Origin of the sequence: Aquimarina sp. AU474, assembly GCF_900312815.1 — a bacterium.
GTDB lineage: Bacteria > Bacteroidota > Bacteroidia > Flavobacteriales > Flavobacteriaceae > Aquimarina.
This window is the reverse complement of the sequence record NZ_OMPE01000009.1, coordinates 426,631-441,562: the sequence shown is the minus strand read 5'-3', so window position 1 is coordinate 441,562 and position 14,932 is coordinate 426,631. Positions and strand designations below refer to the sequence as shown.

Annotated in this window: 12 protein-coding genes; 7 read left to right on the top strand and 5 right to left on the bottom strand. The window is 34.4% G+C overall.

Features of this window, described 5'->3' with window-relative positions:
• Window positions 1-3 precede the first annotated feature (3 nt).
• Window positions 4-1,500 (top strand): acyl-CoA dehydrogenase family protein, encoded by a 1,497-nt coding sequence (locus tag DK508_RS15635; protein ID WP_109301730.1) that lies wholly within the window; start codon window positions 4-6, stop codon window positions 1,498-1,500.
• Between the two features lie 19 nt (window positions 1,501-1,519).
• Complete coding sequence (locus tag DK508_RS15630; RefSeq protein ID WP_109301729.1) at window positions 1,520-2,941, top strand: aldehyde dehydrogenase family protein; 1,422 nt, start codon at window positions 1,520-1,522, stop codon at window positions 2,939-2,941.
• A gap of 63 nt (window positions 2,942-3,004) precedes the next feature.
• Here the strand turns inward: DK508_RS15630 and DK508_RS15625 are convergent, their stop codons facing one another.
• The 4 genes from DK508_RS15625 to DK508_RS15610 all read right to left on the bottom strand — a co-directional run bounded on the left by DK508_RS15625 (window position 3,005) and on the right by DK508_RS15610 (window position 5,709).
• A complete protein-coding gene (locus tag DK508_RS15625) occupies window positions 3,005-3,910 on the bottom strand; it encodes a transporter (protein WP_109301728.1) in 906 nt (301 codons plus the stop codon).
• A 116-nt stretch (window positions 3,911-4,026) separates the two neighbouring features.
• Complete coding sequence (locus DK508_RS15620) at window positions 4,027-4,485, bottom strand: CYTH domain-containing protein (RefSeq protein WP_109301727.1); 459 nt, start codon at window positions 4,483-4,485, stop codon at window positions 4,027-4,029.
• Between the two features lie 12 nt (window positions 4,486-4,497).
• Window positions 4,498-5,019 carry a hypothetical protein gene (locus DK508_RS15615; protein ID WP_109301726.1) on the bottom strand — a complete coding sequence of 174 codons (522 nt, stop codon included), beginning with the start codon at window positions 5,017-5,019 and terminating at the stop codon, window positions 4,498-4,500.
• A 27-nt stretch (window positions 5,020-5,046) separates the two neighbouring features.
• Window positions 5,047-5,709, bottom strand: coding sequence for an NAD(P)H-binding protein (locus tag DK508_RS15610; RefSeq protein WP_109301725.1), 663 nt, complete (start codon window positions 5,707-5,709; stop codon window positions 5,047-5,049).
• 117 nt (window positions 5,710-5,826) lie between these two features.
• On the opposite strand from DK508_RS15610, the gene dinB reads away from it, so the two are divergent.
• Window positions 5,827-6,933, top strand: coding sequence for a DNA polymerase IV (dinB, locus tag DK508_RS15605; RefSeq protein ID WP_109301724.1), 1,107 nt, complete (start codon window positions 5,827-5,829; stop codon window positions 6,931-6,933).
• Between the two features lies 1 nt (window position 6,934).
• Here the strand turns inward: dinB and DK508_RS15600 are convergent, their stop codons facing one another.
• The gene (locus DK508_RS15600; protein WP_109301723.1) at window positions 6,935-8,080 is read right to left on the bottom strand and encodes a methionine aminotransferase; all 1,146 of its coding nucleotides are present in this window, start codon (window positions 8,078-8,080) and stop codon (window positions 6,935-6,937) included.
• A gap of 206 nt (window positions 8,081-8,286) precedes the next feature.
• On the opposite strand from DK508_RS15600, the gene DK508_RS15595 reads away from it, so the two are divergent.
• The 4 genes from DK508_RS15595 (at window position 8,287) to DK508_RS15580 (ending at window position 14,595) form a co-directional block, all read left to right on the top strand.
• Window positions 8,287-8,952 carry a succinate dehydrogenase cytochrome b subunit gene (locus DK508_RS15595; RefSeq protein ID WP_109301722.1) on the top strand — a complete coding sequence of 222 codons (666 nt, stop codon included), beginning with the start codon at window positions 8,287-8,289 and terminating at the stop codon, window positions 8,950-8,952.
• A 13-nt stretch (window positions 8,953-8,965) separates the two neighbouring features.
• Complete coding sequence (locus tag DK508_RS15590; protein ID WP_109301721.1) at window positions 8,966-10,981, top strand: fumarate reductase/succinate dehydrogenase flavoprotein subunit; 2,016 nt, start codon at window positions 8,966-8,968, stop codon at window positions 10,979-10,981.
• A 5-nt stretch (window positions 10,982-10,986) separates the two neighbouring features.
• Window positions 10,987-11,733, top strand: coding sequence for a succinate dehydrogenase/fumarate reductase iron-sulfur subunit (locus tag DK508_RS15585; protein ID WP_109301720.1), 747 nt, complete (start codon window positions 10,987-10,989; stop codon window positions 11,731-11,733).
• Window positions 11,734-11,922: 189 nt separating this feature from the next.
• Window positions 11,923-14,595: a T9SS type A sorting domain-containing protein gene (locus DK508_RS15580; protein WP_109301719.1), complete on the top strand. Its 2,673-nt coding sequence runs from the start codon at window positions 11,923-11,925 to the stop codon at window positions 14,593-14,595.
• Window positions 14,596-14,932 lie beyond the last annotated feature (337 nt).

Genomic DNA, 14,932 nt, shown 5'->3' with positions numbered 1-14,932 from the left:
ATCATGAATAGCTATTATTTTGATGAAGGACATGAGTTGTTTAGAGAAAGCTTGAAAGCTTTTTTACAAAAGGAAGTGATACCAAATATTGATAAATGGGAAGAAGATCAACGCATACCTAGAGATGTTTGGGAAAAAATGGGGGATATGGGGTTTCTTGGTCTTTCGTACCCCGAAGAATTTGGGGGTGCTCATCTTGATTTCTTTTATGATGTTATTTTTTGTGAAGAAATTGCGAAAGTATTTTCGGGCGGATTTGCCATTACACAAGCGGTAGTTCAGTATATGTCGGGCCCTTATATTTTAAAATATGGTTCTCAAAAACTCAAAGAAAAATACCTACCAGGAATTATTTCTGGTAAAACTATAAGTTGTATCGGAATTTCGGAACCTACCGCCGGATCGGATGTTGCTAATATAAAAACTACTGCAATGCTTAGTGGTGATCATTATCTTGTTAATGGATCTAAAACATTTATTACTAATGCGGTATATGGAGATTTTGTGGTGTGTGTAGTGAAGACTGATCCAAAGGCAGGTCCTGATGGTGTAAGTTTGTTGATAGTAGATTTGGATAATGAAGGAGTGAGCCGAACGAAATTAAGAAAGCTAGGATGGCATGCTTCAGATACAGCAGAACTCGCTTTTGATAATGTAAAAGTGCCCAAAGAAAATCTTATTGGTAAAGAAGGACAAGGGTTTTATTATTTAATGGGAGGATTGCAAGTAGAAAGACTTGTTGGTGCTATAATGGGATATGGAGCTTGTGAGGCTGCGATGGAATATACGCTGCAATATATGGCAGATAGATCCGCTTTTGGAAGACCGATAAATAAGTTTCAGGTGTTGAGGCATCGAATGGCCCAATTGGCCTCAGAGATAGAGTCCTGCAAGCAATTTGTGTTACATTGTTCACGATTAAATAATGATGATAAATATGCCGTAAAAGAATGTTCTATGGCTAAGCTTTTAGCGACAGAACTATCAGACAAAACAATGACGCAGTGCCTTCAATCTTTTGGAGGATATGGTTATATGGAAGATTTTAAAATCGCGAGGATGTTTAGAGATAGCCGGATCGGAACTATTGGCGGTGGGACTTCAGAGATTATGAGAGAAATCATAGCCAAAATGGTTATTGATGATATCTCTTACAAACAAGCAGAAAAAAATAATTTGAATAATAATAAAACTAATGATATGAGTAATGTGGATAACATCCTGCAAACAATTCAAGAAAGAGCAGGAAAAGCAGATAGTCTAAATAATACTTTAAAATTTAATTTTGGAGATGAACAATTGTATATCGATGGTACAGGAGATAAAAATATGGTATCTGTTGATGATAAAGCTGCAGATTGCCAGGTAGATATAGGATTTGATGATTTTATGTCGTTGATCAAAGGAGATTTAAACCCTATGGCTGCAGTAATGGGTGGGAAAATAAAAATTAAAGGAGATATGGGCGTGGCAATGAAACTACAAACCTTGTTTTCTTAGTCATTCTATCTTTAAAATTATGGTCTCTGAATTTAATGCTACGTCAATATTTGAGATAAAAGATATTTATGCCAGTCAACAAATACATTTTAGACAGGTAGGGAAAACTAATACGTCAGAACGAATAGCAAAATTGAAAAAATTTCAAAAAGTGATTTTTCAATTTCGAAAAGAACTTCAAGGGGCCATGTGGAAAGATTATCATAAACCATCTGCAGAAGTCGACCTTACAGAGATATACCCTGTTGTGTCTGAGATTAGATTCGCAATAAAACATCTTAAAAATTGGATGCGACCTAATCGGGTCAAAAGCCCAATTGCAATGATAGGTTCTTCTTCTTGGATCAGATACGAACCCAAAGGGATGTGTCTAATCATTGCCCCCTGGAACTATCCCATGCAACTTCTATTTGCTCCATTGGTTTCAGCTATTGCATCCGGAAATACTGTGATCCTTAAACCATCAGAATATACCTCTTGTACAGTAGATGTAATGAAACAAATTATATCTAAAACATTTGTAGAAAATGAAATTGCGATGGTAGAAGGTGGGGTTGAGGTTGCCAGCGCATTATTAAAGATGAAATTTAATCATATTTTCTTTACCGGAGCTCCAGAAATTGGCAAAATTGTTATGACCGCGGCGGCTAAGCATTTATGTAGCGTTACTCTAGAACTTGGGGGTAAGTCACCCACTATTGTTGATGAAACAGCAAATATATCTAGTGTTACTACAAGAGTTGCCTGGGCAAAATTTGTGAATGCTGGACAGATTTGTATTGCACCGGATTATGCGATTGTACATGAGAGCAAAAAGGATGAGTTTATCGAAGGTTTGATTCATCAGATTAAAAGACATTATGGAGAAAGTGCTATGGATTCGCCAGATTATCTTAGGATCATTAATGCTAAACATTTTAAAAGATTAGAAGGGTATTTACAGAATGCTGTACAAGAAGGAGCTAAGGTAATTTATGGAGGTGTTTTGAATGAAAAAGAAAATTACATCTCTCCAACATTGGTTGATGAGGTCTCGATGAACTCGGATCTAATGAAACAAGAAATTTTTGGTCCTATATTCCCGATAATTACTTATAGAGATAAACAAGAGGTTTTAGATATCATTAATACCAAAGAAAAACCATTGGCATTATATATTTATAGTCGCAGCAAGAAAAATACACGATTTTTTATAGAAAACACAAGTGCAGGAGGTACTTGCGTTAATATGTCTGCTGTACACGTGGGAAATCCAAATTTACCTTTTGGAGGGATAAATAATAGTGGTATCGGAAAATCTAGAGGGCATTATGGTTTTATCGAGTTTACCAATGAAAGGGCTATGTTTAAACAAAAATTACCGAGTGCTATTGAGTTTATGACGCCACCGTATACTAACTTTAAACAAAAGTTAATTGATTGGACTTTGAGATATTTTTAAAATAAAACACCATCAAATGTTATATTTAATGGTGTTATGAATTGTTTTAAGTATTAAAAGAACTTAGTTTGTTTTATATACTAATCCTAAAGAAAAGGATGAGGCTCTATCATAATTTCTACCTTCCATATTTACGGCGTATCCTGATGAAATCCCAAAATTATTTTTATAAACAGGAACATATAGATCTAGGTATAGATTTGCAAAATCAACTTCGGTTTCTGGTAAAGCTCCGGCTCCCCCCGCTGCAATAAATTCTTGAGAACCAATATCAAAACCACTTAAAGAGTTTTGCACGCCCACCTTTGCATGTGCATAAAACCATTTGTTGTAATATCCTAATTTGGCACTATACATCGTGGCATTTGGCACTTCAAAATCTGAACTATTTCGTAAACTATAGGCCGCTTGCAGTTCTATAAATATGTTAGACGCCGTGGTGTATTGTAAAAATCCACAACCATCATAAGCAGTAGCTCCATTTCCTATAGAAAGAATTCCTGCTGCTTCATAGCTTCCAATAGGTAACGTTATACCCGTTGCTCCTCCAAATGATAGTTTAGAGGCATTTTCAAATTTTTTCTCAAGTATTTTAGCTTTTAAGAAAAGACTTAAATCTTGAACACCTTCAACTTCACTTTCTCCTATAATAGGGTCGGCTATTCCGCCTTCATTACTTGTAGATACATAAGGTATAGTTACTGTAGTTGATAACCAGTTTGAAACTCCATATTCGCCATAAAGACTAAAAATCGATGACGAAATTTCACCCATTCCCATGGGATTGCTTTCAGTTAAAGATTCACCCATATAGAAGTTGTCATAACTTTTAAATGAATACGAAGAAGCGATGGTTAGATCATTTTGTTTTGGAAAAAAACCATTAAGAACCGTTTGGGCTGATAATGAAAAAATGGACACTATACATAGTAGTCCAGTTAAAATTTTTGGGCTTTTGATTGTAGTCATAATATCATACGCTATTTGATTATTTATTGTTGGTTAAAACACAATTATTTTGTTAAAATTTTAAGATAATCAAATGAAAAGTATAAAAATAATCTATAAAATGCAAATTTTATCGATTAAATACATTTTGTGGATAACTGAGAATTATAGTATTGTGGATCACCTGTTACTTCTTTTCCTAGCCAATTTGGGGTATTAAAAACGTCATTTTCATGATTTAATTCTATTTCTGCAAGTAACAAACCTTTAAGTTTACCCAAGAACTCATCTACTTCGATAATGTGATTTCCGGACTTAATTTCATAACGTATTTTTTTGATAACTCCTTTTTCACATAACGGCATTAATTCTTCAGCTTCTATAACAGCTATTTCTTTTTCCCACTCGAATCTAGACATGCCCGACGCATTTCCTTTCCCTTTAATGGTAATAAAGCCTTGATCCCCTTTTATGCGCACTCTAACAGTTCTTTCAGGGTCGGTGTTTAAATATCCTTGCATTATACGATAGCTACGTTGTGCATTATTTTTAAAAGATTCAGAAGTCACCAGAAATTTACGTTCTATTTCTATCATTAGGTTTTTAATTCAAGTTATAATATAAAATATTTTTATCACCAATGTCAATAAAACAATGAGTAAAGGAAGACTCATAATTCCTTTCCAGCTTATTTTTTTATATTTCAAAAGATGATGTTTTCGTAAATCTTCAAAGGTAAACTCTTTCTTTTTCTTAAATTTTTCGAATAAATCGGTTTCAAATTTGTTAATAATCTCATGATCCTTCTCAAGTAAATCATACAATAAGATTTCATATTTATATTTGGTTTTACGATATGCCTGGTTAAATCTTTCAATGTGCTTTGCTACGATATAAAAGTAAAGCACTGCGATTACAATAACCAGAAGTAGAAAAATTAAATTGAAAACGGGAGAGTTCGAAATGATCCTTTTTGCCATGACCAAATCCATATTTAAGAGTGCTATTACAGTAATTGTACCACCTAATAAATATTTGTTAGCATAGGAATTAGATTCGCTAGATACAAATTTCATTCTGTCCTGAAGTATTTCTAAGTGTTTGAGCTTAGTGCTTAATACATAATCCATATTCTTTGAGTTTACATGGTCATTTTTTTAAACATTCTTTCTAGAGATTTTCATAATCTCATCAGATACAATTCTCTTTTGATCAAAATCATGGTTGGCTAACCAAATCATTGCCGAAACGATCGTTTCAGGATGAATCATGCGATATTTTTTTAGAAAACCAATAAGTAAGGGATTAAAAACTTTCATTAATTGTTTGAAGAAAAATTCGCTTGGTCGTTTTTCAATTCTGTGCCCGCCTATTAAGGATGGTTGTAGAATGTGTGTTTTAGGAATGTGTAATTTTAAAACACGTTCTTCCATTTCCCCTTTGGTACGATTATAGAACACATTACTTTTTGAATTAGCGCCAAGGGCTGATATCACGATTAAGGTTTTGATATTGTTCTTTTCACAAAGTTTTGCAGTAGTTACAGGGATACCATAGTCAATTTGGTGATATATTTCTTTGTTAGGAGTTTTGGCGGCAGTAGTTCCTATACAGCAAAATACTTGATCGGCTGTAAAATTTGCTGCTATATCATGAAGTTGAAACATATCTATGATGTGTTCTTCGACTTTGGGATGAATAACATTGGCACTTTTACGAGAAAAAAGTTTGATCTTAAGATATTGATCATCAAGAATCAACTGTTGTAATAAAATTGACCCTGTTAATCCCGTAGCTCCAATGATAATAGCTGTTTTCATGAAAAGTTACTTTTTTGATCTTTATCCAAATGAGTTTTTTATCAACGATAAACAAGAACTCTTACGCTACTATAAAGATATTATAATTTAGATCGAGAATATCATTATTTTTGTAATGTGGAAGAGGAGGTAGCACAAAGAAAAATTATACATGTGGATATGGATGCATTTTATGCATCAGTCGAACAAATGGATAACCCGGATCTTAGAGGAAAGCCTTTGGCTGTTGGCGGAGGCGGAAAACGAGGTGTGGTAAGTGCTGCAAGTTACGAAGCAAGGGTTTTTGGTGTGCGATCTGCAATGCCTGGTTTTAAAGCTAGAAAACTATGTTCAGATCTTATTTTTGTTCGACCTAGATTTGATCGATATAAAGAGATTTCGGATCAAATCAGGAAAATCTTTTTTGATTATACCGATTTGGTAGAACCTTTGTCTTTGGATGAGGCGTATCTCGATGTAACCGAGAATAAAAAGGGAAACCCTAGTGCCACATTAATTGCTAAGGAGATCAGACAACAAATTTTTGAAGAGGTCGGTTTGACAGCTTCGGCAGGGATATCGATCAATAAGTTTGTTGCAAAAGTGGCAAGTGATTATAATAAACCTAATGGGCAAAAAACAGTAAACCCAGAAGAGGTAGTTGAGTTTCTTGAAGATTTGGATGTTAAAAAGTTTTATGGCGTAGGAAAGGTAACTCGGGCAAAGATGTACCAGATGGGTATTTATACGGGTAAAGATTTGAAATCGAAATCAGAAGAGTTTTTAACGCAAAACTTTGGCAAATCAGGAAAGCATTATTATCAAATTGTAAGAGGAATTCATCTAAGCGAAGTAAAACCAAATCGCCAACGTAAATCACTGGCAGCAGAACGTACTTTTAGTGATAACATATCTTCAGAGATTTATATGTTGGAACGGTTAGAAAGTATTGCCGAAGAATTACAAAAACGTTTAAAGAATAACAAGGTTTCTGGCAGAACGGTTACTTTAAAAATTAGATATAGTGATTTTAGTCTCCAAACCCGAAGCAAGACACTTCCTTATTTTGTAAGTGATGCAGATATTTTGCTAGAAACTGCAAAAGAATTATTGTATCAAGATACAATGAAAAACTCTGTACGCTTACTCGGCATCTCTCTTTCTAATTTGAATACGGGTAAAGACAAGAAAAAGCAGAAAGAAAAAGAAGAAGTAGAGATTGTACAGTTACGATTTGATTTTTGAATTAAATCTTACATAAAACCTCTGCAGCTCGCTTTAATGTATCATCAGTTTTGGCAAAACAAAAGCGTAACACCTTATCATCTTGTTGATTTAAATTAAAAACAGATACGGGAATAGATGCAATTTTATGTTCTTTGGTTAATTTTTCGGCAAAGGTTATGTCATTTTCATTAGTGATTCTGGTATAATTTAATAATTGAAAGTACGTTCCTGCCGCAGGGGTATAGATAAATTTTGAATCTTTAATTAATGATAAAAATAAATCTCTTTTTTGCTGAAACAAATTAGGTAAAGATAGATAGTTATCTGGTGTTTTTAGAAATTCAGAAAGTGCATGTTGCATAGGGTGACTGGTGCAAAACACATTAAATTGGTGTACTTTTCTAAATTCTCTCATCAATTCTTTTGGTGCTATACAATATCCCATTTTCCAACCCGTAGTATGAAAAGTCTTGCCAAATGAAGCTGTTATAAACGATCGTTCTATAAGGCCAGGAAACCGAGCTATGCTTTGATGTTCTTGGTCATCAAATACTATATGTTCATATACTTCATCACTTAATAAAATGATATCGGTATTGGTAAGCAATTTTTGCAATTGAAGCATATCCTCTTTGGATAAAATTGTACCGCTAGGATTATGAGGGGTATTGATAATCATCATTTTGGTTTTAGAAGTTATTTTTGAGGCTACTTCTTGCCAATCTACTGTAAAACCTGGTGCAGACAGTTGAATTGGAACAATCGTTCCGCCAAATAATTCTATAGAGGGTTCGTACGAATCGTAGGCAGGTTTAAAAATAATTACTTCATCTCCTGGATTGATAAAAGCCGAAATGATAGTGAAAATAGCTTGAGTTGCTCCTGCAGTTACAGTAACTTCTGTATCTGGATGATAGTTACTTTCATAAAGGGTATTGGTTTTTTCTGCAATGATTTCTCTTAAAGAAAGTAGCCCTGGCATAGGCGCATATTGATTATATCCCTTTTTCATGGCATGGGTGACCAGGTCGATCAATTCAGGATTAGTTTCAAAATTGGGAAATCCTTGAGATAAATTGATGGCATTGTACTCATTAGCCATTTTGCTCATTACTGTAAATATGGTGGTAGAAACCTCAGGAAGTTTAGAAATGATATTTTGCATGCCCTAAAATTAGGATATTTATAAAAAACAATAGGTTTTTTTGTCTAAAGTTAAATTCGGATTTCAAACGATTTCGTAATAAACGGTAAACAAATCCAATTTCTATTTTAATTCATTATAAATAACGAAATAAACCCTTCTTAAAGCTTGGCTAAAATGGCATTGAACCCTATTTTTGCTTCACAACTAATAAAACATTTTAAATAATGGGTGGATTGATAAAATCTTCAATAGCTAGAAAAGTGGCCATGGCACTTTCAGGACTTTTCTTAGTTTTCTTCTTATTACAACACTTTACTATCAATTTTACTTCAATCTTTAGCGCAGATGTCTTTAATGAGCTATCTCATTTTATGGGCACCAATCCGGTAGTGCAGTTCGCTTTGCAACCGGTACTGATTTTTGGAGTAGTTTTTCATTTTGTAATGGGGTTTGTGTTAGAAATTAAAAATAGAAACGCTAGAGCAGTTAAATATGCAAAATATAGCGGGGGAGCTAATGCTTCATGGATGTCAAGGAATATGATTTATTCTGGATTGGTTACTCTTGCATTTTTGGGATTACATTTTTATGATTTTTGGATTCCCGAAATGATACACAAATATGTAGAGTTTGCACCAGAAGATCCTACACGTTATTACCCAGAGTTGCTTCATAAATTTGTGAGCCCAGTAAGAACAGGGTTGTACGTGGTTTCTTTTGTGTTTTTAGCATTGCACTTATGGCATGGATTTGCTTCGTCGTTTCAATCAGTTGGATTTAACAACAAGTATTCGGTTGCAGCAACAAAGTTTGCTAAAGCTTTTGCGATTGTAATTCCTCTTGGATTTATTATCGTTGCTTTGGTGCTTCATCTTAATCATAATCATTAAAAACACCACTATTATGTCAATTTTAGATTCTAAAATACCTGAAGGTCCACTGGCAGATAAGTGGACAAAACATAAAAATACAATTAACCTGGTTAACCCTGCAAACAAGAGAAACATTGATGTTATTGTTGTTGGTACAGGATTAGCGGGAGGAAGTGCAGCTGCAACATTAGCTGAGCTTGGGTATAATGTAAAAACATTTTGTTATTCAGATTCTCCGCGACGTGCACACTCAATTGCAGCGCAAGGAGGAATTAATGCAGCAAAGAACTATCAAGGAGATGGAGATTCTAACTACCGTCTTTTTTATGATACTATAAAAGGGGGAGATTATCGTTCTCGAGAAGCAAATGTGCATAGATTGGCAGAGGTTTCGGGTAATATAATCGACCAATGTGTTGCTCAAGGAGTACCTTTTGCACGTGAATACGGTGGATTACTAGACAACCGTTCTTTTGGAGGAGTTTTGGTGTCCAGAACATTTTATGCCAAAGGGCAAACAGGACAACAGTTATTGTTGGGCGCATATTCAGCTATGAATCGTCAGATTAATAGAGGGAAAATAGAAGCTTTTAACCGACATGAAATGTTGGATTTGGTTAAAGTAGATGGTAAAGCAAGAGGAATTATTGCTCGTAATCTGGTTACTGGAGAAATTGAACGTCACTCTGCTCATGCTGTAGTATTGGCATCTGGAGGGTACGGAAATGTATTCTTTTTAAGTACCAATGCAATGGGAAGTAATGTAATGGCAGCTTGGAGAGCACACCGTAGGGGAGCTTTTTTTGCTAATCCTTGTTACACTCAGATACACCCAACTTGTATTCCGGTTTCGGGAGATCATCAATCAAAATTAACTTTGATGTCTGAGTCTTTACGTAATGATGGTCGTATATGGGTACCTAAAAGAATTGAAGATTCTGAAGCTATTCGTGCAGGTAAATTAAAACCAACACAATTAGCTGAAGAAGAAAGAGATTACTACTTAGAGCGTCGTTACCCGGCGTTTGGTAACTTGGTGCCTAGAGATGTAGCGTCTAGAGCGGCAAAAGAAAGATGCGATGCTGGTTTTGGAGTAAATAAAACTGGTGAAGCTGTATATCTTGACTTTGCGTCTGCAATACAACGATACGGAAAAGAAAAAGCACTTACTTCAGGAATGCACAATCCTACCGCAGACGAAATTCGCGAATTAGGAGAGAAAGTGATCGAGGATAAGTATGGGAATTTATTCCAGATGTATGAGAAGATCGTAGATGAGAATCCATACAAAACACCAATGATGATTTACCCAGCTGTACATTATACTATGGGTGGTCTTTGGGTAGATTATAATTTGCAAACTACAATCCCTGGATGTTATGCTGCTGGAGAAGCTAATTTCTCTGATCATGGAGCAAATAGATTGGGGGCATCAGCCTTAATGCAAGGTTTGGCAGATGGATATTTTGTATTGCCATATACCATTGGAGATTATTTATCTCATGATATTCGTACCGGAAAAATCCCTACAGATACGCCAGAATTTGATAAGGCTGAGAAAGATGTAAAAGATCGAATCGAGAAATTGATGGGTGGATCTGGAGAACACTCTGTAGATTATTACCATAAGAAGTTAGGTAAAATTATGTGGAACAAATGTGGAATGTCTCGTAACGAAAAAGATCTTAAAGAAGCAATAGACGAAATTGCAACTTTAAGAGAAGATTTCTGGAAAAACGTAAAAGTTCCTGGAGCAGCTAACAGCATGAATCCTGAGTTAGAAAAAGCAGGAAGAGTAGCAGATTTCTTAGAATTAGGAGAGTTGTTTGCCAAAGATGCTTTAGATCGTAACGAATCTTGTGGAGGGCATTTTAGAGAAGAATCTGTTGAGCAATCTGGAGAACAAAAAGGAGAAGCTTTACGTGATGATAAAAACTTTAAATACGTATCTGCTTGGGAATATAAAGGTGAACCTAAAGATGCACAATTGCATAAAGAAGATTTGGTCTTCGAAAATATTGAATTAAAAACACGTTCTTATAAATAAAAGCTATGAATCTTACACTAAAAATATGGCGTCAAAAAGATGCTACCTCACAAGGAAAGATAGTTGACTATCAAGTGAAAGGAATTGAAGGAGACATGTCTTTTTTAGAAATGCTAGACGTGTTAAATGAGGAATTGATATCCAAAGGAGAAGAACCAGTGGTTTTTGATCACGATTGTAGAGAAGGAATTTGTGGTGCGTGTTCATTACAGATTAATGGAGAACCTCATGGACCAGATCGTTTGGTGACTACGTGTCAACTACATATGCGTAAATTTAATGACGGAGATACAATTTATATCGAACCATTTAGAGCCAAAGCGTTCCCAGTGGTAAAAGATTTAATGGTGGATCGAAGTGCATTTGATAGAATACAACATGCTGGAGGTTATATTTCTGTAAATACTTCTGGTAATACCATTGATGCTAATGCAATCCCGGTAAATAAAGATGATGCAGATGATGCATTTGCAGCTGCTACTTGTATTGGTTGTGGAGCATGTGTTGCAGCATGTAAAAATGCTTCGGCAATGTTATTTACTTCTGCCAAAGTTTCTCAATTTGCATTATTGCCGCAAGGTCAAGTAGAAGCTACAGATCGTGTTTTGGCTATGGTAAATCAAATGGATGAAGAAGGCTTTGGTAACTGTACCAATACTGGTGCGTGTGAGATCGAATGCCCTAAAGGAATTTCACTCGAGAATATTGCACGTATGAATCGTGAATACCTAAAAGCGAGTATGAAAGGATAAACTCTTTTTAATTTATATTATAGTAAAAACCGAAGCCTAAAGCTTCGGTTTTTTTGTTTATAAACTTTTTTCAAAAAAGATAATTTTCTTGGGTAACAAAACCATAATAATGATCACAGGATTGTAATAATTATTTGGATATAACCTCTTTAATAGAAGTATATAAATATTAACAATTTATAATTAAATATGAGAATTATTTTATTTTTTATTTTCTTGGCGATAAACGCTTTTTCGCAAACATTTAACGAAACTCAGTATTTATTAAATCCGGATCAAACGGGAGATGATCGATATGGATGGAGTATAAGCTCTTCGGGAGACTATATCATTGCTGGTGCTAGATTTTCTGATATTACGGGCTTTCAAAATGCAGGAGCTGCTTATATTTATGAAAAAGACAGTAGTGGTCAATATAATCTTGCCAAAAAACTTCTTGCAGATGATGCTAATTATCATCGCGGCTTTGGAATATCAACAGCTATCGCTGGTGATTATGCTGTTGTAGGTGACTACTATGGCAACCCTTACATTTATAAAAGAAATAGTACTGGGGATTGGCTACTGCATCAGCAATTACCACGTTATGGAGGATCTACGGGAGGGACCGGAAGTTTACTGCTTCCTCACCGATATCAGGAGTATATAGCGCTGTCTGATAATTGGCTAGTTATTGGTCATTACTCAGATAGTTCTGTAGCAACTTACAGAAGTGGTTCTGCTCATATTTACAAAAAGAATACCGCTGGTAATTGGGTGTATTTTCAGAAAATAGTTCCTTCTATCCCCAGTGTAAATGGTAATTTTGGAACTAACATTAGTGTTTCTGGTAATCATATGATGATTAGGGATCATACGGGTGTTTTTGTGTTTCAATTAAATTCTCTGGGCAATTGGGAAGAAACTCAAAAAATAGACATTGCTGAAAGCCTTACCGGAACAAATGGCGGATATCCTGTAAAGATTTCCGGTGATATCGCAATAGTGGGAAAAAGAGAACTCAGTACTTCTATCCCAAACCCTGATGGAATAGCTTATGTGTATACTCTTACTAGCTCAGGTACATGGGTGCTTACGCAGGATTTAATTGCCTTTGATAATGGTGGACAGAACGAGCCCTATTTTGGTTTATCGGTAGACGTTTCTAACGACTATATTTTGATTGGATCCTATGTCTTTACAAAATCTGCCAGTGGTACATGGGTGCCAAAACAAAAATTGATTGCAACAGATAATACTAATATAGGAACTGCCAATGCTGTAAGTATCGCTGGCAACCATCTTTTGATAGCACAATCCAGATACAATACCAGTGACCCTACAATAAGATTGGGTAAAGTTTTTATTTTCCAAGCCGAAGAAATAGAGTGCGATTTAGTAGCGATCCCTGACTCTAATTTTGAACAGGCACTATTGGATCAAAATATCGATACCGATGGACAGTTAAATGGTACAATTTGTAGAGCAGATGCGTTGCCTGTAACAAATTTAAGCGTTTTTGAAAAAAACATCAATGATCTTACGGGAATAGAAGCATTTATTAACTTAGAAACACTTCATTGTGGCGAAAACAACCTTACCGTACTCGAACTTACAGAGAATACACAATTGAAAACTGTTATTGCAATTAATAACCAGATATCCGTATTAGATGTAAGTCAAAACATTCAATTAGAAAATTTATGGATGTCTAACAATCAATTATCAACAATAGATATAAGTCAAAATATACAATTGAAATTGTTGGATCTTGAATCAAATCAGTTGTCTGCTATAGATGTAAGTCAAAACACTCAATTAGAAAATTTAAGTATTTCTTATAATCAATTGTCGATATTAGATGTAAGTCAAAATACCAATCTTATTTATTTAGTTTGTAGATCCAATAATCTAGTTACACTAGATCTTAATGCTAATATTGCTTTAGAAACTTTAAATTGTAGAAATAATCAATTAACAAGTATAGATGTAAGTAACAATCCTGTTTTAGTTACATTGGGTTGTCATTATAATCAATTAACAAATTTAGATTTAAGTAATAACCTTGCTTTAGCCACATTGGTTTGTTCCTATAATCAATTAACAAATTTGAATTTGAGTAACAATACTCTTTTGTTTTTTTTAGAATGCGAAAACAATAATCTAGAAGCTTTAAACATTAAAAATGGTAATAATATTAACCTTGCCTATATGTCTGCTGTAACCAATATTGATCTTGAATGTATATTGGTTGATGATGTTACCTATGCTAATACTCAAGGCTCTTGGTATAAAGACCTTACAGCTAGTTATAACGATGTGTCTTGCCCACAAACACTATTGCCTTCGCCAATAATAATTAGTTGTGGTATTATTGAAAGAAAGATGCAACTGAGATGGCAAGGTATAAGAAGAGCAGATGGATATCAGGTAGAAGTAACTTCGAGCGGTGTTACCAATTCGTATAACGTATCTGCAGCTCAAAATACTCTTAACGTTGGGATCCCAGCATTGAACTCATTATTTGCATGGAGAGTAAGAGCCATAATTGAGGGTAACGAGGGTGCATGGTCCAAATGGGTAAAAAAATGTTCTGGATTGCTCCTAATTCCTAGATCGAGTTATATAAACCAGTCTATAAAAGAAAATAACGGATTAAATTTTGTAGCATATCCCAATCCAATCAATAGTGGTAATACATTGTATATTTCAAATGGAGAAAAAATGCAGAGCGTTACCATTTATAATTTAAATGGACAGGTTATTTGTCAAAAAAATAAAGGAGTTAATAATATAGATACTAAAGGGTATAAATCAGGAATTTATTTCATAAAAATACAAACCAATAGTGATGTAGTAGTACGGAGTATTCTTGTAGAATAATTAATTTTATTTACTTCTTATAAATTCTTTTTTTTTTAGAGTTAATCCCTCTTTTGTTTTTTGGCAAGTAGGTCATCCAAATTATACTGTGCAGGAGTCAGAGAATTAGACCTCCTAGAAAAAAATTGTGATTTTTTTAGAAATTCTAACAATGAATAAAGTTGTCTGATTTTTATTTAAATACTTTCAAATCCAGATCTGTAATAGATTTGGATTTTTTATTCTAGAGAGGTGTACTATTTCGAGGATTGTATCGAGAATAGTTCAATTTCGAGTTAATTCTTAGTTAGCATTATTTTGGACATATTATAGACCACTCCAGGTTTTATTGGAGTGG